The organism is Psychromonas sp. L1A2 (assembly GCF_009828855.1).
Lineage (GTDB): Bacteria > Pseudomonadota > Gammaproteobacteria > Enterobacterales > Psychromonadaceae > Psychromonas.
In genome coordinates this window covers 1933944-1956372 of the sequence record NZ_WUAG01000001.1, presented here as the reverse complement: position 1 = coordinate 1956372, position 22429 = coordinate 1933944, and the positions used below count along the sequence as shown (strand labels likewise).

Annotated in this window: 24 protein-coding genes; 17 read left to right on the top strand and 7 right to left on the bottom strand. The window is 35.2% G+C overall.

What is annotated here, in order from left to right:
* Positions 1-85 precede the first annotated feature (85 nt).
* The 3 genes from GQR59_RS08385 to GQR59_RS08375 all read left to right on the top strand — a co-directional run bounded on the left by GQR59_RS08385 (position 86) and on the right by GQR59_RS08375 (position 2864).
* Positions 86-697, top strand: coding sequence for a hypothetical protein (locus tag GQR59_RS08385; protein ID WP_160061576.1), 612 nt, complete (start codon positions 86-88; stop codon positions 695-697).
* A gap of 376 nt (positions 698-1073) precedes the next feature.
* Positions 1074-1634, top strand: coding sequence for a heme-binding beta-barrel domain-containing protein (locus GQR59_RS08380; protein ID WP_160061574.1), 561 nt, complete (start codon positions 1074-1076; stop codon positions 1632-1634).
* A 252-nt stretch (positions 1635-1886) separates the two neighbouring features.
* Entirely contained in the window at positions 1887-2864 is a 978-nt protein-coding gene (locus tag GQR59_RS08375) for a collagen-binding domain-containing protein (protein ID WP_160061572.1), read from the top strand.
* Between the two features lie 663 nt (positions 2865-3527).
* Here GQR59_RS08375 and hisIE read toward each other — a convergent pair.
* Positions 3528-4166 (bottom strand): bifunctional phosphoribosyl-AMP cyclohydrolase/phosphoribosyl-ATP diphosphatase HisIE, encoded by a 639-nt coding sequence (hisIE, locus tag GQR59_RS08370; protein WP_025565566.1) that lies wholly within the window; start codon positions 4164-4166, stop codon positions 3528-3530.
* On the bottom strand, positions 4163-4936 hold the full coding sequence (gene hisF, locus GQR59_RS08365) for an imidazole glycerol phosphate synthase subunit HisF (RefSeq protein ID WP_025565565.1): 774 nt from the start codon (positions 4934-4936) through the stop codon (positions 4163-4165). The genes hisIE and hisF overlap by 4 nt, the downstream gene beginning before the upstream one ends.
* Before the next feature lie 413 nt (positions 4937-5349).
* Between hisF and GQR59_RS08360 the strand changes: the two genes are divergently transcribed.
* The 14 genes from GQR59_RS08360 (at position 5350) to msrA (ending at position 17406) form a co-directional block, all read left to right on the top strand.
* On the top strand, positions 5350-5844 hold the full coding sequence (locus GQR59_RS08360) for a DUF2878 domain-containing protein (RefSeq protein WP_160061570.1): 495 nt from the start codon (positions 5350-5352) through the stop codon (positions 5842-5844).
* Complete coding sequence (locus GQR59_RS08355) at positions 5837-6457, top strand: chalcone isomerase family protein (RefSeq protein ID WP_160061568.1); 621 nt, start codon at positions 5837-5839, stop codon at positions 6455-6457. Before GQR59_RS08360 ends, GQR59_RS08355 begins: the two co-directional genes overlap by 8 nt.
* A gap of 78 nt (positions 6458-6535) precedes the next feature.
* Positions 6536-7096, top strand: a complete 561-nt coding sequence (locus GQR59_RS08350) for a DUF3833 domain-containing protein (RefSeq protein ID WP_160061566.1) — start codon at positions 6536-6538, stop codon at positions 7094-7096.
* 267 nt (positions 7097-7363) lie between these two features.
* Complete coding sequence (locus GQR59_RS08345) at positions 7364-7936, top strand: LON peptidase substrate-binding domain-containing protein (protein ID WP_160061564.1); 573 nt, start codon at positions 7364-7366, stop codon at positions 7934-7936.
* Positions 7937-8032: 96 nt separating this feature from the next.
* Positions 8033-8659, top strand: a complete 627-nt coding sequence (locus GQR59_RS08340) for a sigma-70 family RNA polymerase sigma factor (RefSeq protein WP_160061562.1) — start codon at positions 8033-8035, stop codon at positions 8657-8659.
* Positions 8652-9356: a ChrR family anti-sigma-E factor gene (locus GQR59_RS08335; RefSeq protein ID WP_160061560.1), complete on the top strand. Its 705-nt coding sequence runs from the start codon at positions 8652-8654 to the stop codon at positions 9354-9356. The genes GQR59_RS08340 and GQR59_RS08335 overlap by 8 nt, the downstream gene beginning before the upstream one ends.
* A gap of 57 nt (positions 9357-9413) precedes the next feature.
* Positions 9414-10373, top strand: a complete 960-nt coding sequence (locus GQR59_RS08330; protein ID WP_160061558.1) for a YbgA family protein — start codon at positions 9414-9416, stop codon at positions 10371-10373.
* Positions 10374-10461: 88 nt separating this feature from the next.
* On the top strand, positions 10462-11850 hold the full coding sequence (phrB, locus tag GQR59_RS08325) for a deoxyribodipyrimidine photo-lyase (protein WP_160061556.1): 1389 nt from the start codon (positions 10462-10464) through the stop codon (positions 11848-11850).
* A gap of 90 nt (positions 11851-11940) precedes the next feature.
* Positions 11941-12393: a nuclear transport factor 2 family protein gene (locus GQR59_RS08320; RefSeq protein ID WP_160061554.1), complete on the top strand. Its 453-nt coding sequence runs from the start codon at positions 11941-11943 to the stop codon at positions 12391-12393.
* Complete coding sequence (locus GQR59_RS08315; protein ID WP_160061552.1) at positions 12393-13109, top strand: SDR family NAD(P)-dependent oxidoreductase; 717 nt, start codon at positions 12393-12395, stop codon at positions 13107-13109. The genes GQR59_RS08320 and GQR59_RS08315 overlap by 1 nt, the downstream gene beginning before the upstream one ends.
* 5 nt (positions 13110-13114) lie before the next feature.
* Positions 13115-14389, top strand: a complete 1275-nt coding sequence (locus GQR59_RS08310) for an NAD(P)/FAD-dependent oxidoreductase (RefSeq protein ID WP_160061550.1) — start codon at positions 13115-13117, stop codon at positions 14387-14389.
* Positions 14390-14394: 5 nt separating this feature from the next.
* Positions 14395-15189, top strand: coding sequence for a DUF1365 domain-containing protein (locus tag GQR59_RS08305; RefSeq protein WP_160061548.1), 795 nt, complete (start codon positions 14395-14397; stop codon positions 15187-15189).
* A 33-nt stretch (positions 15190-15222) separates the two neighbouring features.
* Positions 15223-16461 carry an SAM-dependent methyltransferase gene (locus GQR59_RS08300; RefSeq protein WP_160061546.1) on the top strand — a complete coding sequence of 413 codons (1239 nt, stop codon included), beginning with the start codon at positions 15223-15225 and terminating at the stop codon, positions 16459-16461.
* Positions 16462-16905: 444 nt separating this feature from the next.
* Positions 16906-17406 carry a peptide-methionine (S)-S-oxide reductase MsrA gene (gene msrA / locus GQR59_RS08295; RefSeq protein WP_160061544.1) on the top strand — a complete coding sequence of 167 codons (501 nt, stop codon included), beginning with the start codon at positions 16906-16908 and terminating at the stop codon, positions 17404-17406.
* Positions 17407-17515: 109 nt separating this feature from the next.
* Here msrA and hisA read toward each other — a convergent pair whose 3' ends face one another.
* The 5 genes from hisA to hisD form a co-directional block, all read right to left on the bottom strand.
* The gene (gene hisA, locus GQR59_RS08290) at positions 17516-18253 is read right to left on the bottom strand and encodes a 1-(5-phosphoribosyl)-5-[(5-phosphoribosylamino)methylideneamino]imidazole-4-carboxamide isomerase (RefSeq protein WP_160061542.1); all 738 of its coding nucleotides are present in this window, start codon (positions 18251-18253) and stop codon (positions 17516-17518) included.
* A 4-nt stretch (positions 18254-18257) separates the two neighbouring features.
* On the bottom strand, positions 18258-18881 hold the full coding sequence (gene hisH, locus GQR59_RS08285; protein ID WP_160061540.1) for an imidazole glycerol phosphate synthase subunit HisH: 624 nt from the start codon (positions 18879-18881) through the stop codon (positions 18258-18260).
* Positions 18878-19948 carry a bifunctional histidinol-phosphatase/imidazoleglycerol-phosphate dehydratase HisB gene (gene hisB, locus GQR59_RS08280; RefSeq protein WP_160061538.1) on the bottom strand — a complete coding sequence of 357 codons (1071 nt, stop codon included), beginning with the start codon at positions 19946-19948 and terminating at the stop codon, positions 18878-18880. The genes hisH and hisB overlap by 4 nt, the downstream gene beginning before the upstream one ends.
* A 9-nt stretch (positions 19949-19957) precedes the next feature.
* Positions 19958-21028: a histidinol-phosphate transaminase gene (gene hisC / locus GQR59_RS08275; RefSeq protein ID WP_160061536.1), complete on the bottom strand. Its 1071-nt coding sequence runs from the start codon at positions 21026-21028 to the stop codon at positions 19958-19960.
* A 96-nt stretch (positions 21029-21124) separates the two neighbouring features.
* On the bottom strand, positions 21125-22423 hold the full coding sequence (gene hisD, locus GQR59_RS08270; RefSeq protein WP_160061534.1) for a histidinol dehydrogenase: 1299 nt from the start codon (positions 22421-22423) through the stop codon (positions 21125-21127).
* Between the last annotated feature and the right edge of the window lie 6 nt (positions 22424-22429).

Below are 22429 nucleotides of genomic sequence, written 5' to 3'. Positions count from 1 at the left end.
CTTATTTAATCTATTTACATTCTATTTTTTATTACTTTAATTATTATTCTATTTATTAACTTACTCTCCATTTAAAGGTTTTCTTATGTTTATTTTTCGTGCATTCATTTATTTAATTGCTCTAGCTGGCGTTGCTTACTTAATTGGTCTTGAAGGTTATGAGTTTAAAACACTTGCCAAGTACAACGAAAATACCTTAACCGAACACATGCAAGATATTTTAACACTTTCGAGTAGTCTGCTATTTTTATATGCAGCTCGCCTTAACGATAAATTAAAAGTCGCGAGTACTATGCTTGCAGCTTTATTAGCCATGATGTTTGTTAGGGAATCTGATTCTCTGTTAGACCAAAACATATATGATGGTGCCTGGGAAACATTGGTTCTTTGTATTGGCATTGTCTTAGCTTTTTTCTTGCGAGGTAAATTTTCAACGATTTATTCCTCTTTGAAAGCTTATTCTGAAACAGCTTGTTATGGTACTTTTTTAGCCGGTTTAGTGGTACTCCTTGCTTTTTCAAGAGTGATGGGTAGAGGATCTTTTTGGACATCTGTTACGGGTGAAAATTATATGCGCATTGTAAAAAATATAGTTGAAGAAGGTACAGAAACACTTGGTTATACCTTGATTTTAATCTCGGCTATCGAGCTTGTTTTTATTTGTAGGAAAAGCAGACATTTAACCACGTCAGTTTAAGTTTTTATATAACTCCATTCATATATAACTATATGCTAATGTTTTTAAATCATTATTAAATTAATACACAAGCAAGATGAAGTTCTGTTAACCACTGAGCTTCAGCTTGCTGATACTATCATTAATGTTTTAATATACTGCTTTATACAGAAGAGGTGGCAAACAATTAAACTTATATAAAAACAGATCAGATATGACAATAACCTAGTAAAAATCAAACCTGAATTAAACTATATTTATAATCTTTCCTACCAATCTTTAATAAAAATCTATTTATATCCAGTAGGTTGCTCTAATAACTTCTATAACGCTATTGATTTTTATATAATACCGTCATTATAAATATACAAAATCCCCCCAATTTAAAGGAACTAAAATGCAAGCGTTAAACTCATTTGATTATGGCCCATTGGCTGGTCTAATAGGAACTTGGTCGGGAAACAAAGGAAAAGATCTTTCTCCTGAAGCAGATGGCAGTACTGAACATAATGAATATTATGAAACCATCGTATTTACTGCTGCTGGTGAAACATCTAATGCCGAAGAAGAAGTATTAAGTGCGGTTCATTACACACAAAAAGTACAAAGAATAAGTAATGACAAAGTTATTCATCAACAAACTGGATATTGGCTTTGGGAGCAAGGTACAGATAATGTGATACATTCTCTGACGATTCCACGTGGGCTTTGTGTACTAGCTGGCGGTAAAGTTACCATTAAAAATTCTATTGTATTTAATGTTGATGCTAGTTTTGATAGCGACAGTTGGCCAATAACTCAATCAGCATTTTTACAGGACAAAGCAATGACAAAAACCTTCAAACAAAAAATGACCTTATCTGGAGATAAACTACAGTATTCTCAACATATGATGCTAGAAATCTATGGAAACAGTTTTGATCACAATGATCACAGTAGTTTAAGACGTCAGCCGTAAAGTTATTATTTTAAAGCCTTTAAATCGACTGACTTTACTCTCTTATTTTCTGTCTCTTATTATGGGGTGTAAAGTTTTTCTATCCTTTTATGAGTACTCAATGAAATATAGTCGAAATTTTTTACGGTAATTAAATTACCTCTAATTGATTACATTTAAATTCATTTAATTACAATAGGTTATAAAACTGGAATAGTAATTGCTTATCTCTTATTAGATAAAAAAATAAATTTTAATTAAGGGTATATATATATGAAAAAAACACATGTAATAGCTGCATTGCTAGTAGGGCTTTATTCCCAATACAGTTTAGCTGGTCCAATTGAAACACTAAGTGAATACAACCTTATTGTTTTAAATGATCTTGCATCAACAAGTGAAGTTGAAGGTAAGACGTTGATAGGTGGTGATTTATCAGGAACTTCAAATTATGGCATTCGTTTACAACAAAATGATCCAACAAATGGTGATGCGTTAGTTATTGCTGGGGACTTAGTTTCCGGTTCAACAGTTAACGCTAATGGACAAAGTGTTGTTATTGCAGGTAATAATAATGGACAAGTTAATGCTCGCTCAGTTACATCTGATGCGTCTGAATATGATTTTGATTTAATTAAATCAGAATTTGTTAATTTTTCAGGTTATTTATCTGAATTAGCAGTTAACTCTATTTTAACAACGTCTACAAATGGACAGCCTGGTCCTGCATCATTTGAAGTTGGTTCTGATATTGATACTGATGTTGCTGTTTTTAATATTACAGCCGAAGATTTCTTCAGTAATAATTCAATTCAACAATATGATGTTGACTTAAATGGTCAATCACCATCAGCAATTGTTATTAATGTATCTGGTGAAGTGATTAATGATGCTAATTTCAATGGTAATGGTGTCGGTAATATTGTTACTGATGCTTTCCGTGAAAATATTATTTGGAATTTTTTCGAAGCAACAGATATCGATCTTATTAAACAATTGAATGGTAGTTTATTAGCACCTTTTGCTGATTTAAGTAATGCAACACCAATTGAAGGTTCTGTTGTAGTTAATAATTTTGATCAAGGCGGTGAAGTTCATGATGCACTTTTCGCAGGAACAATTAATTACGATGCAGCAGATGACTCTCAAGATTCAGTTGTTGATGTGCCAGCACCTTCATCGATGATTATTTTTGCTTCTGCTTTAATAGGTTTAGGTCTATGGAGACGTAAAACTGTTACAGTAAAATAAATTTTTATTTATTTTTTACGTAATGAAGTGCGTTAATAGAAGGTTACCAATAGGTAACCTTTTTTGTATCTATTCCAATATAAGTGTTATTTGATTTATAACTTTTAATCGAAGTTAGATTATAAAAAGAGAGGTTATTAGCTTTAATTTCTCTAAGCATTAAATTATACCAATCATACTAATTAACTGATCTATTTTACTGCATAAGATAATACCAATCATTCTTGCTGGTTAAAATCATCTCTAACTGCGTTGTGAGTTTTGAAGTGAGAACAACTATCTCCTATAACTCACGCCTTATTAGTGTTAATTTTTCCTGCGCAATATTTGATCACTTATTTAATTCCATTAGTATAACTTATTTCTTCATTGTAAATTTCGTAAAGAGAGTAACCATTAAAGTATTAACATCTTATAGTTAATTCATCGATAGACGATTAACGCATTTAATCTTCTAAAGGTTCAATTTACGCCTTGAATTGAACTGTTTTTCCAGCGCAAAATTTAGATAACATATTTAATGTAATCGGTATTACTCGATAGCCTTGAATATGAGCAATAAAAAAGCCGCTAAGTAGGAAACTACTAGCGGCTTTTTATTTTTACTGAACAAATAGTCAGTCTTTAAAGTGTTAATGTCGACTGATTATTAAGTCAGGTAACTTACTTACTATGACGTTCTTTTAGCTTTGCAGCGACGTCTGAAAGTGCAAGACCTTCGTTCTGTAATAAAACAGTTAAGTGATATATTAAATCAGCACTTTCATTGGTTAACTCATCCATATCTTTTGCCATTGCAGCTAAAGCCACTTCAACACCTTCTTCACCTACTTTTTGAGCAATACGTTTAGTACCACGAGCATATAAACTTGCAGTATAACTACTCTTAGGATCCGCACCTTTACGGCTTTTAACTATTTGTTCTAGGTCTGCAATGAAACTCAAAGCAGGATCTTGTGCGCCCTCGAAGCAAGTTTCGTGACCTAAATGACAAGTTGGACCGATAGGATCAACAATGGCCAATAACGTATCGTTATCGCAATCACTAGTGATTTGAACAACATTTAAAAAATGACCTGACTGCTCACCTTTACACCATAAACGCTGTTTAGTACGACTAAAGAAAGTCATTTTACCAGATGTTAATGTTGCAGCTAATGACTCTTCATTAACATAACCTAGCATTAACACTTTCCCTGAAGTACGGTTTTGCACAACTACTGGCATTAAATTATCTACTTTTGCCCAATCTAATGATTGTATTTGTTCTTGTTTCATTAAACTCGTCGTTACTAAATTCATAGTCGGATCTCTACCTTTTCTGTTTTAAGGTAAGATTTTAACTCACCAATATTAATTATTTGTTTGTGGAATACACTTGCAGCTAATGCACCGTCAACGTCAGCTTGATTAAAAACATCAGCGAAATGGCTCATTTCACCAGCGCCTCCTGAAGCGATTAATGGAATATTGCAAATTGCACGAGCTTGGCTTAATTGTGCTATATCATACCCACAACGAACGCCATCTTGGTTCATTACATTCAAAACAACTTCACCAGCACCGCGCGATTGAACTTCTTTTATCCAATCAAAGGTATTCCATTTAGTGGTTACCGTCGCTTTTTCATTACCGGTGAATTGTTTTACTTGGTGTTGACCCGTTTCTTCATCGAAGTATGAATCAATACCAATAACAATACATTGTGTACCAAATTTTTCTGCTAAGCGATTAATTAAACTTGGATCAGCCAGAGCAGGGCTGTTGATTGACACTTTATCGGCACCAAACTCAAGAATACGTTTGGCATCTTCTTCGGTTTTTATTCCACCTGCAACACAAAATGGAATATCAATAACTTCAGCTACACGACTCACCCAACTTTTATCAACTACGCGATCATCTGAACTGGCAGTAATATCGTAAAATACTAACTCGTCTGCGCCTTCTTCAGCATAACGTTTAGCAAGCGGCACAATATCACCTACGATTTCATGGTTGCGAAATTGTACACCTTTTACAACTTGCCCATCTTTTACATCTAAACAAGGGATAATACGTTTTGCTAACATAAAGCCTCGCTATTCTGTGAATTAATATTTTTAAACATTTTTGCAGGCCTTAAAATGATTTGCTCATGTTTTATTAAAATAAACATAAGTGACTGTAAAGATTATTAATTAATTAAGGGCTCATTATATATTTAATACGGGACAGTTTGTAGGCTTTAATTCTATAAAAAATAATTTTTTATTCACTCTACATGAAGGTTTTAACTAATGATAAATCAACTTAGATAAGGTTTGATTGAACTTAACCTCGTATTTCTACTGTTTTAACCTGCTTATTATATGGATATCTAACCTTTAGCAATGCAATGATAGGAATAAAATCATTTATTGATATTCATTTCTATTTACAGATCTAAAAGTGGTTTAAGAACGTATTTATACCTGTACCAATAACTATCATGGAGAGATACATAATGTTAACGAATATGCTGGGGTTTAATTTAGCGTGGTTTGGGCTTATTTATTGGGGGAACGCTTTTATCCCTGTTGCTATTTCAATGATCGCTTTTCATCTGATTAAATTATCTGACATAAAAAATGAAGCTCGATTAGTTTTACTGATAACGGTCATCGGTAGTTCAATTGATTCGCTATTACATTTTTTTACGTTTTTCATGTTCCCGGGTTCTACATTTATGCCTTTTTGGTTAGTTATCCTATGGGCTTGTTTTGCTTGTACCGTTTGCCACAGTTTAACATTTTTAAGTTCATCCAAGGCATTACAAATAACAATTGGCGCGATATTCGCTCCTTTAAGTTATATCGCAGGAGAAAGATTGGAGGCAGTTAGTTTCGGTAATCCATTACTGACGACTTATTTGATTCTTGCTGCTATTTGGGGTGGGTTGTTCATTTTATTTTTCTTTTTAAAGTCAGTAATGACTAATACAAGGTTAGCGCATGCATAAGTTTATTAAACTTCCAATAGATTGGGACCTATTTTCATTAAAAGGTTCACTAGTATTGATGACAAAAACCATCCTGCTGGCGCTGCTTTTTACTGTGTTTCTTAAAAACAGTGCATTTGCAGATGATAGGGTGGCATCAGGTCAATGGGGAAATACATTAGATGAAGTTGAGAAAGAACAACCTGTAAAGCAAATAGGTAAAGCGGTATTTTCAGTTTTCATTTGGGATGTATATGAAAGTGAATTGTCAACGTCTTCTGGGCAGTATCCTGAAATATCAAAGAATGGCACATTAATTTATAAAATTAATTATTTAAGAAGTATTTCGTCGAAAGAATTAATACAACGTACGATAGAGCAGTGGCAACATCTTGGTATTAAAGAATATGTTTATAGTACTTTCACTCCTAAACTTAAGCAAATTTGGCCTGATGTGAAATCAGGCGATAACTTAACGCTTGTTGTTGAACAAAACAGAAGTGCCTTTTATTTTAATAACCAATTTGCGGGTAGTATCGACGACGCGGATTTTGCGCCTTTATTTTTAGATATCTGGTTATCAGAAAACACCAGTGAGCCTAAATTAAGAACAACATTATTAGGCAATCAATAACACACAGACTGATACCAATCTAAGTAATCATTTATTTATCCAGATTGTTATCACATTGACACATCATAGGGAATTGTCATGATTAAATATAATTACACACCTTTAACAGTCGCCGCATGTTTATTGATATCTAGTTGTTCAGCAAACTTAACTGATTATCAACCACAGGCTATTAATTTCGATATTAAAGAATATTTCAATGGCCCTATAACCGCTTGGGGAACTATTCAAGATAGTAGCAATAAAGTGACAAGACGGTTCTGTGTTGAACTTGATGGAAAGTGGGATGGCAATAATGGTGTATTGGCTGAAAAATTTTATTTTAATGACGGTGAAATAAGCTATCGAAATTGGAATCTTGTTAAACAAGAAGATGGAAGTTATCAAGGCAATGCAGAAGATGTGATTGGCACCGCTATTGGAAAGCATCAAGGCTTTGCATTTCAATTTAACTATACATTAAGACTTCCCGTCGACGGTACAACTTATGATGTGAGTATGGATGATTGGATGTATCAAATTGATCAATATAGAGTAATGAATAAAACCTCTATTTCTAAATTTGGATTTAACGTTGCTAACGTTACTTTGTTTTTCGATAAAGAATCGCCTGTTAAAACATGTGCATCCAATATTTAAGTGAATAGCTTTAAGAATACCCGAAAATGAAACAGTTGAAATCGAATTAAAGTCTGAACGAGCTATTTGAACTTTATTACTCAATGCGACGTATATAACAATGTATATAGCAATCTATATAACAAGGTATATAACTATGATGACCATACATACACATGCATCTCCAACTAAGTATATATGACAGACTCTATATAAAAGAAGCTATACCAAGAACAGATATAAAAATAAAACTGACACTCTACGTAACACAAAATAAGAGGGGCCATAATGACCAACAAAACTATTAATCTTCCCATATTCCCACTAGATATCTTTTTATTACCAGGTGGTATTACGCGCTTAAGGATTTTTGAAGCTAAGTATTTAAAAATGGTTGGTTTATCTTCTACGTTGGGCGGTTTTATTATTTCATCTAACAAACAAGATCAAGGTGATTCATCACGTTGGGGTAGTTGGGTTGAAATAGTTAATTTTGATAACGGTGAAGATGGTGTTTTAGAAATTGATGTTAAATGTAAATCACTAGTTCATTTGTCTATTACTGAATCAGATATAGATAATTTACAGTTTGCAGATGTAAATGAAATAAGCCATTGGTCTGAGAAAAATTCAACTTCAGATCTTATTTTATTATCTGAGTCATTATTATCTGTATTTGAAAACAATGCACTATTAAATAATTTATATCCGAATAAGTTAACAAGTAATCCATATTGGGTCGTATCTAGATGGTTAGAGTTGTTACCAATTCCTTTTGATGTGAAAAATGACTTTGTCTTTAATTCTTCTTATATGGAAGCTAAAAAACTCGTTAATTCAATTATTTCTAAAGAAATGTAATTTTATTAAATTATTTTAATAATTAACTATCCATAAGTGATCTAATCAGATTTTGTTTGCGTATTAGTATCCAGAGTCCAAATTTGGGAATAAATTATGGTAGCTGTACAAACTGAATTGCCAACACGAGTTAGTCATGCTAAATCTAACAACATGACAGATAAAATAGACCACACTAAACTTAGTGCATGGCTTAAAGAAGTTGCAGATGCAAGATGTAAAATTGCATTCACTCACTTATTTAAGTTCTTTGCCCCAAAAATACAACGTATCGCACGTAGTAAATTCCCTAATGAAGCGCAATCTCATGAGGTCGTTCAAGAGACGATGAGTAACGTATGGCGTAAAGCTCATTTGTTTGATTCAGACAAAGGTGCAGCCACAACATGGGTTTATACCGTAATGCGTAACGTTACCTTTGACATACTACGAAAAATTAAAAGCAATAAAGAAGATAACTTAAGTGATGATATTTGGCCAATTGCAGAGAGTGCAGTGTCTGAAGAACAGCCTTATGAAGATCATCTTGAAAATAAACAATTATTACGCGTTATTGAAGCGTTACCAGAAACTCAACAAGAAGTTGTAAAAGGCTTTTATCTGATGGAAATGTCACAGGAACAATTGGCTAACCATCTTAATTTACCACTAGGCACAATTAAATCTAGATTACGTTTGGCGTTAGCTAAATTGAAAGTGCACTTAGGAGAAGATAATGATTAAACATCATCCTAAATTTGAGTTAATTGAAGCATTTGTTAATGGTGATTTACCAGCTTCATTATCTATAGCAATTACAATTCACGCTGACATGTGCCCACTTTGCCAACAAAAAATTGTACAATTGACAGAACAGGTTGCAGAACAAAGTTTCGAAGAAGATGTGATTAGCTTAGATGATTTAGATGACTTTAGCTATTTAGAAGCAACTGTCGATGATGGCTTAGATGCTGATGCAATTTTTGACTCAATGATAAGTAATATTACATTCTCTGAAGCGTTAGACGAAATCGCAAAACCCGTTGATAGAAGCATCACATTTAAAGACAAAACTTATGTACTACCAACTGTTTTAAATAATGTAGGTTTTGGTAAAACGGCAAATGTAGGTAAATTGTCTCGTTCTCGTTTACAGTTGAATGAAGATGAAATTCATTCGAATTTGCTTCACATCAATGCTGGAGGTGGCGTTCCGGCGCACACTCATAAAGGTTTTGAGTTAACGGTGTTATTAGACGGGTCATTTAAAGATCATAAAGGTGAATATCACAAGGGCGATTTCATCATGCTTGATGGCACTTTCACTCATACGCCAATGTCTGAAAAAGGCTGCTTATGCTACACAGTTGCTAATGATGCACTACACTTTACTCAAGGAATTAATAAACTATTAAATCCTATTGGTAATTTTATTTATTAATCGATTAAACGTTTATCTATTGATCGGCAGCTGTTTATTTATTCAAGGGAGCGAATAATGATTTATTCGGTAAAAAAAGAAGATATTAAAATTGGTATTAGTGCTTGTTTAATTGGACAAAAAGTCAGATTTGATTCAAGCAATAAACCTTCTAGATTCTGTATAGATGAATTAGGTGAACATGTTGAGTACGAATCTTTTTGCCCTGAAGTTGCGATAGGTTTACCAATACCCCGTCCAACTATACGCTTAATAAAAAAAGATGACTTAATTACTGTTGCAAGACCCGATGGAAGTGGTGATGTAACAGAAGCCTTACATGCTTATGGTAAAAAAGTAGCAGCAATGACTAAACATTTAAGTGGTTATGTTTTTTGTGCTAAAAGTCCAAGTTGTGGTATGGAAAGGGTTAAGGTTTATTCACCTGAGGGTAATTCTTTAACATCAGAAGGGATAGGCGCTTTTGCTAAAGAAATAATGGAAGCTAACCCTTTGTTACCATGTGAAGAAAATGGACGTCTAAATGACATGCATATTCGTGAAAATTTTGTAGCGCGTATTTACGCTTACAAACATTGGCAAAATGTAAGTGAAACTGGTTTAACAAAACATAAGCTAACTACTTTTCATAGTCATTACAAATATACAGTAATGAGTCACAACTTAGTGGCTTACAAAAAGTTAGGGCAGTTGTTAGCAGATGTTGATTTACCATTAGCAGAAAAAGCTTCACAGTATATTTCTGGTTTAATGGAAGCGCTTAAAATCCCGGCTACACGTAAAAACCATGTTAATACTTTAACCCATATTCAAGGGTATTTTTCTAAGCATTTAGTCGCGGCACAACGTAAAGAGTTATGTGAACAGATTGATGGATATCGTTTAGGGTTATTACCTTTGATTGCACCGTTAACCTTGATAAATCATTATTTGATGCAGTATCCAAAAGACTACTTAAAAGGACAATCTTACTTATCGCCTTATCCAGATGAGTTAAGACTAAGATATGCTTATTAATACTGTTAATTAATACTTAATTTGCAAACGCGACTTAACATTGAGTCGCGTTTGTTTAATAAAATGCGAAAGGAAATATTTTAACCTTATGACACAATTAATTTGGTTTCGTAATGATTTAAGAACAAACGATAATCCTGCCTTACAATTTTTTATCAATCAATCTACCTCAGAAAAACCGGCTAAAGCTATATTCTTTATATCAGAACCTCAATGGATAGATCATGATTGGTCTGCTATAAAAATAGATTTTGTTAAACGTCACGCTCAAGCTTTGGTCGATGAATTAGCAGCATTAAGTATTGAGTTATCTATTGTCGAAGTAGATGATTTCACTGCGCAAATTGACTATCTAAAATCATATTGTGAACAACATGATATAAGTAGCGTAATAGCAAATAGCGAGCTTGAATATAACGAAGTCCAACGTGATCGTACCTGTCTAGAACAGGGTATTCCTTTAACATTGTTTGAAGCTGATGTGATTGTACCGAAAGGTAAGATAGTTAATCAGTCAGGTAAAATGTATAAGGTATTTACACCTTTTAAGAAAGCTTGGTTAACTTATGTTCGCGAATTTGGCTTTAATTATCTGGGTAATATAGAACCAATTAATACCACTGCTTCAGATGAGTCAAAGAAAACAACTCAATCAGACTCACTTTCGAGTAAATGGCCTTTAGTTAATGTAGTGATGGATAAAGCAATACCACAATTTTATCGAGATAAAGTCACTCATTATAAAACGGTACGTGATATTCCTTCGATTAAAGGCACCAGTGGCTTTTCTCCTTATCTCGCTGCGGGTGTATTAAGTCCGGGTTATATTTTCAATACGTTACTAAATAAATTTCCTGACATTTTAATCTCTAGTGATAGTGAAGAGTTTTGTTGGTTAAATGAAATTATATGGCGTGAATTTTATCGCCATTTAATGTTCGACCAACCTCGATTATGTAAACATCAATGCTTTAACGAAAAATATCATCAAGCGATGTGGCCTTATGATGAAAAGCTTTTTACTGCATGGTGTGAAGGCAAGACAGGGTATCCACTAGTAGATGCTGCGATGAGACAACTTAACCAAACTGGATGGATGCATAATCGATTACGTATGGTCGTTGCTAGCTTTTTAACAAAGCATCTTTTAATAGATTGGCGCTTAGGTGAGAAGTATTTTATGCAGCATTTAATTGATGGTGATTTAGCCTCAAATAATGGTGGTTGGCAGTGGGCTTCAAGTACTGGTTGTGATGCTCAACCTTACTTTAGAATTTTTAACCCTATTACACAGAGCGAAAGATTTGATCCTAAAGGGATTTTTATTCGTAAATATATACCGGAGCTAAGTAAAATACCTGACAAACAAATTCACTTTCCACATAAATATATTAAGCAACAACACTTATCTATTTATTGGCCTGCGATTGTTGATCACAAAGAAGCCAGATTAAATGCTTTAGCTTTTTATAAATAGGCGTTTGACACTAAAATATTAATTAAGTCCGTTGTTAATGGTTATATTGATAGTGTCACTTTTAGTTTCTCACTGTATATGGCAGGCAATATGAATAATGAATCTTTACATGATAAGTCACCTGATTGGTTAAATGAGTTTAATTCGGTATATCAAAAACTCAACATTAATAATTTAGACTTATTAGACTCAATTTATCATCAGGAAGTGACTTTTATTGATCCTATTCATGAAATAAATGGGTTAACTGACCTGCAACAATACTTTCAAGGTTTGTACCAGAACCTTAATAGTTGTCAGTTTATTATCAGTAATGTTATTGCTCAACCAGATCAAGCAGCCATATATTGGGAGATGATTTATCAGCACCCTAAACTTAATAAAGGTAATGAAGTTTCTGTGTTTGGCAGCTCTCATTTACGCTCTAAAGACGGAAAGGTGATTTATCATCGTGATTTTTTAGATTTAGGCTCTATGCTATATGAGCAACTACCTGTCTTAGGGAAAGTGATCCGTTTAGTTAAAAGTAAGGCGGCTAAATAATGTCGAATAAAACTATTTTAATTACAGGGGCAACGTCTGGTATTGGTTATTCTTTGTTTGAACAGTATAGCGAACAGGGAGAACAAGTCATTGCTTGTGGAAGAAATCAACAACAGCTCTCTTCGATGGGTAATGTCGCTTTTAAAACCTGTTGCTTTGATATTACAGACCAACAAGCCATTGAAGAAGCCTCAAGAACTATAGAATCATTAGATGTGTTAATTTTAAATGCAGGTAACTGCCGGTATATCGATGATGCCAAACATTTTGATGGTGAGTTATTTGCTGATGTTATTCAAACTAATTTAATTTCACTAGGGTGGTTGTTGCAATATCTTTTACCTAAAGTAAAAAAGGGCGGACAAGTCGTGTTTGTTAGTTCAAGCGCAACATTGTTACCTTTTCAAAGAAGTGAAGCCTACGGGGCCTCTAAAGCTGGTGTCGATTATTTAGCAAAAAGTTTAAAATTAGATTTAATAAAAGAAGAAATTGATGTCACATTAATCCATCCTGGATTCATCAAAACACCTCTTACAGACAAAAATGATTTCTCAATGCCATTCTTACTGTCTAGTGATGAAGCTGCTTCTCGTATTATAACGGCGATTGAAAAACGAAGATCATACGCACACTTCCCCAAACGTTTAACCTTACTACTAAAAGCTATCTCATTATTGCCTGATTTTGTTTGGCAGAAAATTATCGTAAAGGATTAACTTTCATGAAAAATATCGCAATTATTGGTTCAGGCATTTCTGGTCTTACATCTGCTTATTTATTATCTAAAAAACATAATGTTACCGTATTCGAAAAAAATGATTATATTGGAGGGCATACTGCTACTGTCGATATAGAAAAAGATGGAATACCTTACGCAATTGATACCGGCTTTATTGTTTTTAATGATAAAACATACCCTAATTACTTAGCATTACTCGATGAAATCGGCATTGGTAAAAAAGCGACTGAGATGAGTTTTTCAGTTCATAATTGCCACACTGGTTTGGAATATAATGGGCATAATCTAAATACATTGTTTGCACAAAGACGAAACTTACTTAACCCTAAATTTTGGTTATTGGTCAAAGAGATATTACGATTCAATAAATTGTGTAAAGGTATTTTCGAAGCTGACGTTTATTTGCCTGGATTAACACTAGGTGAATTTTTAACGGAGCATAAATTCAGTGATTTCTTTGCTGAACATTATATTTTACCAATGGGCGCTGCTATTTGGTCAAGTTCCCTAGAGCAAATGGAAGATTTTGAGTTTCGCTTTTTTGTTCAGTTTTTTCACAATCATGGACTCCTAAACATAGCTGATAGGCCTCAATGGTATGTAATACCGAATGGTTCAAGAAGCTATTTAGCACCACTTTGCGCGCCATTTAAAGATAAAATTCATCTTAATAGTCAAATTATTGGAATTACGCGTAATGACAACCAAATTCAATTACATTTTGATAATGAAGAAGATAAACAAACATTTGATGAAGTGGTCATTGCTTGCCATTCAGATCAAGCTCTAAAGCTATTAAGTGATGCTACTGTAGATGAAGAAATGTTACTTTCAGACATGCCTTACAGCGAGAACTCTGTGATTCTTCATACTGATGTCAGTTTATTGCCAGACAGAGAAACTGCTTGGGCAAGTTGGAATTATCAATTGAGTCAAGATCGCTCTAAACCTGCCAGTGTTACCTACAATATGAATATATTACAGAAATTTTATAGTGACCATACTTTTTGCGTTACATTGAATCAGAAGCAAGATATTGATCCAGATAAAATATTGAAAGAATATAATTATCATCATCCAATTTTCTCTTCAGCATCTATTAGAGCACAACAACAACGAGATCTTATTTGTGGAAAACAGCATACACATTTTGCCGGTGCATATTGGCATAGTGGTTTTCATGAGGACGGAGTAAGAAGTGCTGTTGAAGTAGCGCAGCGATTCGATTGTTTTCTTGATGCATTTGCGAGTAAATAGCTGTCATGTCTTCTGTTAAATCAACCACTACAGTATTTAGTCAAAGTAATATTTACGTGGGTAACGTTGTCCATAAACGGTTTTTTCCTAAAACTCATCGCTTTAACACGACTTTATTTATGTTGGCATTAGATGTTGATGAGGTTGAACAGGCTGATAAGGGGCAAGGGGTGTTCGGTTTTTCTTGGTATCACCCATTACGTTTTGTTGAGAAAGATTACCTAAGAAGTGAACCTAACTCATTATCACAGCGTATAAAAGATAAAGTTAATCTGCTCAACGGTTTTCCTGATATTGAAAGAATATTAATGTTAGTTCAGGTCAGGTGTTTTGGCATCTACTTCAGTCCGGCTAACTTTTATTTTTGTTATGACAAAGACAATAATTGTACGCAAATGCTAGCAGAAGTAAGCAATACGCCTTGGAATGAACGACATTATTATTTAGTCGATTTATTAGAGCATGATAAACCTAAAACAAGTAAGAAGGTTTTTCAGGTATCACCTTTTATGGATCTTGATATGAGTTACATCTGGCATATCAAGGCACCTGAGGTGAATAGTGATAAATTATTAGTGAAAATAGAAAACAAGCGAACTAATGAAGAAGATGGTGAGGTTACCAAGCTATTTGAAGCCAGTTTAATCTTAAAGAAAAAAGCATTCAGTAAACGAAATTTATTTCATGTTTGGGCGCAAATTCCAATTATGACAGGAAAGATAGTTATCGGTATTTATTGGCAAGCATTAAAGTTATTTATTAAAAGAATACCTTTTATCGGCTATCAAAAAATTAATTAAAGCTTTATAGAGTCTACATTCTAGGAGAATTCAATGGAAGAAATACACAATGTTACAGCAGTAGAAACAACAAATTGGTTTGACAAACGCTGTCGTTCATTAGTCCATTCTGTATTTTTAAAACTGAGTTATGGTCAGTTAGAGGTTGTTGAAGGTTCTGAACATCTTTTTTTTCCAGAAAACACATTACAAGATTCAGATGATACTACGCTTAAGGCAAAAATACATATCCATGATATGAGCCTGTATCGTGATTTTGTGAAAGGGGGAAGCATTGGTGTTGCAGAAGCATTCATTGCAGGAAAGTGGAGCAGTCCTAACTTAACACATGTGATCCGCATTTTTGCTAAAGCACAGCAGCAAACGGATAAATTAGATTCAAATAGATCATTACTTAATAAAATTAAGAATACAATTAGTCACTGGCAGAACCGTAATACCCAATCGGGTTCGAAGCGTAATATACTAGCGCATTATGATCTCGGCAATGAACTTTACACTCGCTTTCTTGATCCTCAAATGATGTATTCTTCGGCTATCTATCCTTCTGAAACAACGTCATTAGAATACGCACAGTTATATAAACTTAAAACTATTTGTGACAGATTAGCATTAACAAAAGACGATCACTTATTAGAAATTGGAACCGGTTGGGGTGGCTTAGCCATTTATGCGGCCCAGCATTACGGTTGTAAAGTGACAACGACAACTATCTCTGATGCGCAATTCGACTATGCACAACAACGAGTTAAAGCATTAAAGTTAGAAGAAAAAATTACTTTATTGAAAAAAGATTATCGAGATTTAACTGGGACTTTTGACAAGGTCGTCTCAATTGAGATGATTGAAGCCGTTGGATATGAGTTTTTACCAAGCTTTTTTGAACAGTGTAATGCACGTTTAAAAGAGGGGGGGAAGCTGCTTATCCAATCGATTACTATTGCAGACCAACGCTTTAATCACTATAAAAATAATGTTGATTTTATACAACGTTATATATTCCCTGGTGGTTTTTTACCGTCGGTAAATATTCTTTCTCAACAGTTAACAACAAGTAGTGACTTAGTGATAGAAGGTTTGCACGATATCGGTTTAGATTACGCTAAGACTTTAGCCGATTGGCGTTCTAACTTCCTTGCTTCTTGGAGTGAGTTAACACGACATGGTTACGATGAAGAGTTTAAACGACTTTGGTTATATTACTTTGCTTATTGTGAAGGCGCTTTTTTAGAACGTTCTATTAGTACGGTTCATTTAGTCGCAAGAAAATAGCGTTAATTGAGCATAATAAGATAGCCATAAAAAGCCGAATATTAATTCGGCTTTTTATTTATAGCAATGGCATAACGATTGAATTTTTATGCTACATATTTTAGTTATTGATATATAGACTTTACCGTTTAAGGTGCTTTGTTCAGTCATTAACTTGAACTCCAATTCAAGGCCCAACATCATTACAATGGTAAGTATTTATTGAAGGTGCCACAAAGTGTAGGTAGGTTCTCAAGCGAACGGCCTAGAAGGCAAGCGATCAAGTAAATATCTTGTTGTTAGAAAGTATCGATTTAATCAGTTAGATCCTTCTCTTTCTACCCGGTATCTGTTCACTTCAACGCATGCTAAATTTTGTACCTTGAATGGTAACGGGTATCATCTAATTTAAAGTTTATGTATATTCATAAACTTAATAATATTCAGCACAATTGAGGAATTATAATGAGTAAAGAAATTGCAGTATTAGCAGGTGGTTGTTTTTGGGGAATGCAGGATTTAATCCGTAAATTACCTGGGGTAGAAACCACTAGGGTTGGTTATACCGGTGGTGACGTTGCTAATGCAACTTATAGAGATCACGGGACACATGCTGAAGGTATTGAAATTACATTTGATAATCATGAAATTAGTTTCAGAAAGTTACTTGAGTTCTTTTTTCAAATACACGATCCCTCTACCAAGTTAAGACAAGGTAATGATCTAGGTGCGTCTTATCGTTCAGCTATTTATTACACTTCGGAAAGTCAGTTACAAGAATCAATAAAAACCATCTCTGATGTTAATGCATCAGGCATATGGCCAGGTGTGGTTGTGACAGAATTAGAACCAGCCGGGGACTTCTGGGAAGCTGAGCCTGAACATCAGGATTATTTACAACGATTACCTAATGGCTACACTTGTCATTTTGCACGCAAAGATTGGGTTTTACCGTCGAGCAGTTAATATTTCGACTATAGATTAAAATAATTACGACCGAATATATAAATATTCAGTCGTAATCATTTATTTAATTTTTATTTAGTTATAAGCTTTTTAGATTAAAACAGGCTTATTAAGCATTCTGCCAGCAGTTAATCGCTTCTTCTACTGTGAACTTGCCTTCAAGTAATGCACGTCCTACGATCATTCCTTGAGCACCTGAACGAGCAACATCTGCAATATCAGCTAACGAGCCGATCCCACCCGACGCTTGCCAAGAAACACTTGGAAAAGCGACTACCATTTCTTTGTATAGATCAACGTTTGAGCCAGTTAATGTGCCGTCTTTAGAAATATCAGTACATAATACGTGTTTTAAACCTACTTTCATGTAGATCTCTAATAGCGACTCAATCGTTTGACCGCTAGCTTCTTGCCAACCTGAAACCGCAACGATTTTGTTACCTTTAGCATCAATATTGATGTCTAAGGCTAACACGATATGCTCTGGGCCGTATTTTTCCATCCAACCTGCAACCATCTCTGGCTCTTTAACCGCCGTTGAACCGATAACAACACGATGAGCACCTGCGTCTAGTAAACCTTTTACGTCAGCTTCTGTACGCACGCCGCCACCAACTTGTACTTTAGCAGGGGTGTTTTTGATTAAACCTTCAATCACGCCTAGTTGGCGTTTTGTAATATCTTTTGCGCCATCTAAATCAACAAGGTGTAACCAGTTAGCGCCTTGTTCATTGTAAATAGTGTATAAGCTTTGTGGATCATCGCTGTAAACTGTTTTTTGATCGTAATCGCCTTGGTATAAACGAACAACTTTACCGTCGATCAAGTCAAGTGCTGGGATAATCATAGTATTAAAGCTCCAAAAAGTTTTTGATTAGCTGCGCGCCGGCTTTGCCTGAACGCTCAGGGTGAAATTGAACCCCGTAAAAGTTGTCTTTATTAACAGCGGCTGTAAAAGGCGTGCCGTATTCACAACTTGCAATAGTATTTTCATTAACGGGTAATGCGTAACTATGTACAAAATAGAAATAGGTGCCTGCAGGAATATCTTTAAATAAAGGTTCATCTAGCTTAGGCGTGATTTGATTCCAGCCCATGTGCGGTGAGCGTAATGGGGCAACGTCCATTTTCTCAACAAACCCATCGACCAAACCTAATGTTTTAATCACTTCACTTTCAGCGTCGTCTGAAGCCGCTTCTTCTGCAAACACTTCTTCACTGCCTTCGGCTAACATTTGCATACCTAAGCAAATACCTAAAACAGGTTGTGTGAGTTTTTTGATTTCTTCAACTAGGTTGCGCTCGATTAAGTTCGCCATCGCTTCTTTAGCTGTACCTACGCCCGGTAAAAACAATTTAGTCGCTTGTTGTAGAATGGCTGGATCTTTACTCACAACCACTTCATAACCTAAACGTTCAATAGCAAAACGTACTGACGATAGGTTAGCGCAACCTGTATCAATAATAACTATCATAAAACACCTTTACTTGAAGGAAGATCCGTTCCGATAATTTGTATACTTTGACGTAATGTACGACCGAATGTTTTAAATAAACCCTCAACCATATGATGTGCATTACCATTTTCAACTTCTAAATGAATCGTGGCACGCATAGCTTGTGCTAATGAATAGAAGAAATGCTCAACCATTTCAGTTGACATAGTGCCAACCAATTCACGTGGAAAGTTAGCTTTAAATTTAAGAAAAGGGCGGCCTGATAAGTCTAAAGTACAACTTGCTTTAGTTTCATCCATTGGTAGTACAAAACCAAAGCGGCCAATACCACGTTTATCACCTAATGCTTTATCTAAGGCATCACCTAGAGCTAACGCAGTATCTTCTACACTATGGTGGTCATCAATGTGTAAATCACCTTTAACACTAACATTTAATTGGAATCCAGCATGTGTTGCGATTTGATCTAACATGTGGTCAAAGAAACCCATACCGGTATCAATTTTATTCTCACCTGTCGTATCTAAATCAACAAATACATTAATATCAGTTTCTTTAGTAGTACGAGTTACTGAAGCGGTACGACCTGAGGTTGTTAACTGCTTCACTATTTGTTTCCAGCCTAGTGATTCTTTATTATATAGAATGCCAGTAATCGCCATATTATCAGCTAAACCAATATCAGTATGACGGTCACCAATCACGTAAGAGTTAGCGTGGTCGATACGGCCAGACTGTAAATATTCTTTCACCATGCCTAAGTGTGGCTTACGACAGCTACAGTTATCTTCTGGGAAATGGGGGCATAATAAGGTTGCTTCGAATTTAACACCTTGTGACGCAAATATTTCCATCATTTTGTTTTGTGGAATATCAAAATCACTTTGCGGGTAGCTTTCTGTGCCTAAACCATCTTGGTTAGATACGATCACTAAGATGAATCCAGCATCTTGTAAGGCTAATAAGCTTGGGATCACGTAAGGTTCAAAAACTAACTTCTCAAGACTATCTACTTGTTTATCACTAATAGGTTCATCGATTAATGTGCCGTCTCGGTCGATGAATAGAAATTTTTGTGTGCTCATTTTAGGTTCCTACAGTGAATTTAAGGTATTTAATGTTCTGTTCATTTCAGCACTGTTACCAATGGTGATACGAACGCAATTTTCTAAACGCGGTTTATTAGCAAAATCTCGCATAATAATACCGTCGTCAGCAAAAGCGTTGAATACTTTCGCTGAATCTTTAAAGCGAACTAATAAGAAGTTGCCCGTTGTTGGGAAGATATCCACAACACACTCTATTTTAGTCAACGCATTAGCTAATACGAGTCGATTATTGTTTAACACAACAACACGGTCACGCATGACTTCTAATCCATCAGCGGATAATGCTTGCTCTGCAATTTGTGCCACAGGTGCTGGTACTGGATAAGGTGCAATCACTTTACTCATCATCTCAATTACAGACGATTGCGCTAGAGTGAAGCCACAACGTATGGATGCAAGTGCAAACGCTTTTGAAAGGGTTCTTGTGATCACTAGATTCTCGTGATCTGCAATTAAATCTGTTTGTGTGAATTCAGGACAAAATTCGATATAAGCTTCATCGGCTACGATTAATGCTTTACCTGCTGTTGCTGTTAATAAATCAGCAAGCTTGTTTTTGTCTAACATATTACCAGTCGGGTTATTTGGCGCACATAAGAAGACGATTTTTATTTTACCATTAGATTCTAATACTGCTTTTTTAACTGCTTCGTAATCTACATCAAAGTTAGCTTGTAACTGTACTTCTTCAATGGCAACACCACAGGTTTCTGCGCTAATTGCGTACATACCATAAGTAGGAGGGCAGATTAAAATACTATCAAGACTAGGTTCGCAAAAAGTTCTAATTAAAATTTCGATACTTTCATCTGCACCACGTGTCGTTAACACTTGGTCTGCGTTTAGTTTTGCATAAGCTGCGTAGGCATTGATAATTTGAGGCGGTTGGAATTCTGGGTAACGGTGTAATTTTGATGAATCAAGTTGATAAGTACTGCAATCGGGAGCTTCATTGGCATTTAACCAAACATCTCCATTACCGCCAATACGGCGCGCGGAAAGATAAGGTGTTAATGCTTGAACTGTTTTTCTAGCCAGCTTTTTGATGTTACTCATCGTGTTTCATCCCTAACGAATGCCTGAGCAACTCAATGCTCAGGTCAATTATTGAACTTATATTTAGTACGACTTTTTAACTATTATTTTTTATTGTTACTTATTTAAGCTTTCAAGTTTTTCCATACGAATAGTCACTGCACGTTTATGAGCCGTTAACCCTTCAGCAGCGGCAAGACAAGTTACAGCTGGCGCAAGGTTTCTTAATCCTTCCTGCGTTAACTCTTGTACCGTATAGCGTTTTACAAAATCAGCTAAACCCAAACTTGAATAGGTTTTTGTGTAACCGTATGTTGGTAACACGTGGTTTGTTCCACTTGCGTAATCGCCTACCGATTCAGGCGTCCAAGCACCTAAAAAGATTGAACCTGCATTTTTAAGCAAAGGTTGTAACAAACGAGGTTGCTCAGTTTGTACAATCAAATGCTCTGGCGCATAACGATTTGAAATCATTATTGCTTGATCAATATCTTTACACACAATGCTTACGCTATTGGCAATGGCTTTTTCGGCAATCTCACGACGCTCTAACACAGCAAGTTGACTTGCTATTTCAAGTGCAGTTTGTTCGGCAACCTTTGCAGAAGGAGTTACTAGTATTGTTTGCGAATCATGGCCATGTTCAGCTTGAGATAATAAGTCTGAGGCAATAAAAGCAGGATCGGCATCTTCATCGGCAATCACTAATACTTCTGAAGGACCAGCAGGCATGTCAATTGCAGCACCAGAAAAATCATTACTGACTTGGCGCTTTGCTTCAGTTACAAATGAGTTACCTGGGCCAAATATTTTATCCACTGATTTAATTGTTTCTGTGCCATAAGCTAGAGCAGCAATAGCTTGTGCACCACCTACAGAATAAATTTCATCCACGCCACATAGTGATGCCGCATATAGAATTTCATCTGCAAGTGGTGGCGGCGAACATAACACTAAACGTGAACAACCTGCTATTTGAGCAGGTGCACCTGTCATTATCACCGTTGATGGTAATGGCGCGCTGCCACCAGGAATGTATAAGCCAACTGATTCAATTGCTTGTGTATGCATTTCACATACAACACCTGGCATTGTTTCTACACGTATAACATCTTGTTGTTGTGCTTTATGAAATTTCACAACCTGTTCATATGCAACTTTAATTGCATCTTTTATATCAGCACCAAGGCGTTTTGTTGCCGCTTCGATATCTGTGTTTGTTAACGTGAAGTTATCACCATCTAATTTATCAAAACGTTTTGTGTATTCAAGTAAGGCTTGATCACCGTTTTCACGAATATTAGTAATAATATCTGAAACTGTCGCAGTAAGACCTGATGAATCGGCCATTGCAGGGCGACTCAACAATTCAGTTTGCTGTTCAGGTGTTAATTGTTCCCAGTTGACTGTTTTCATTCCCAT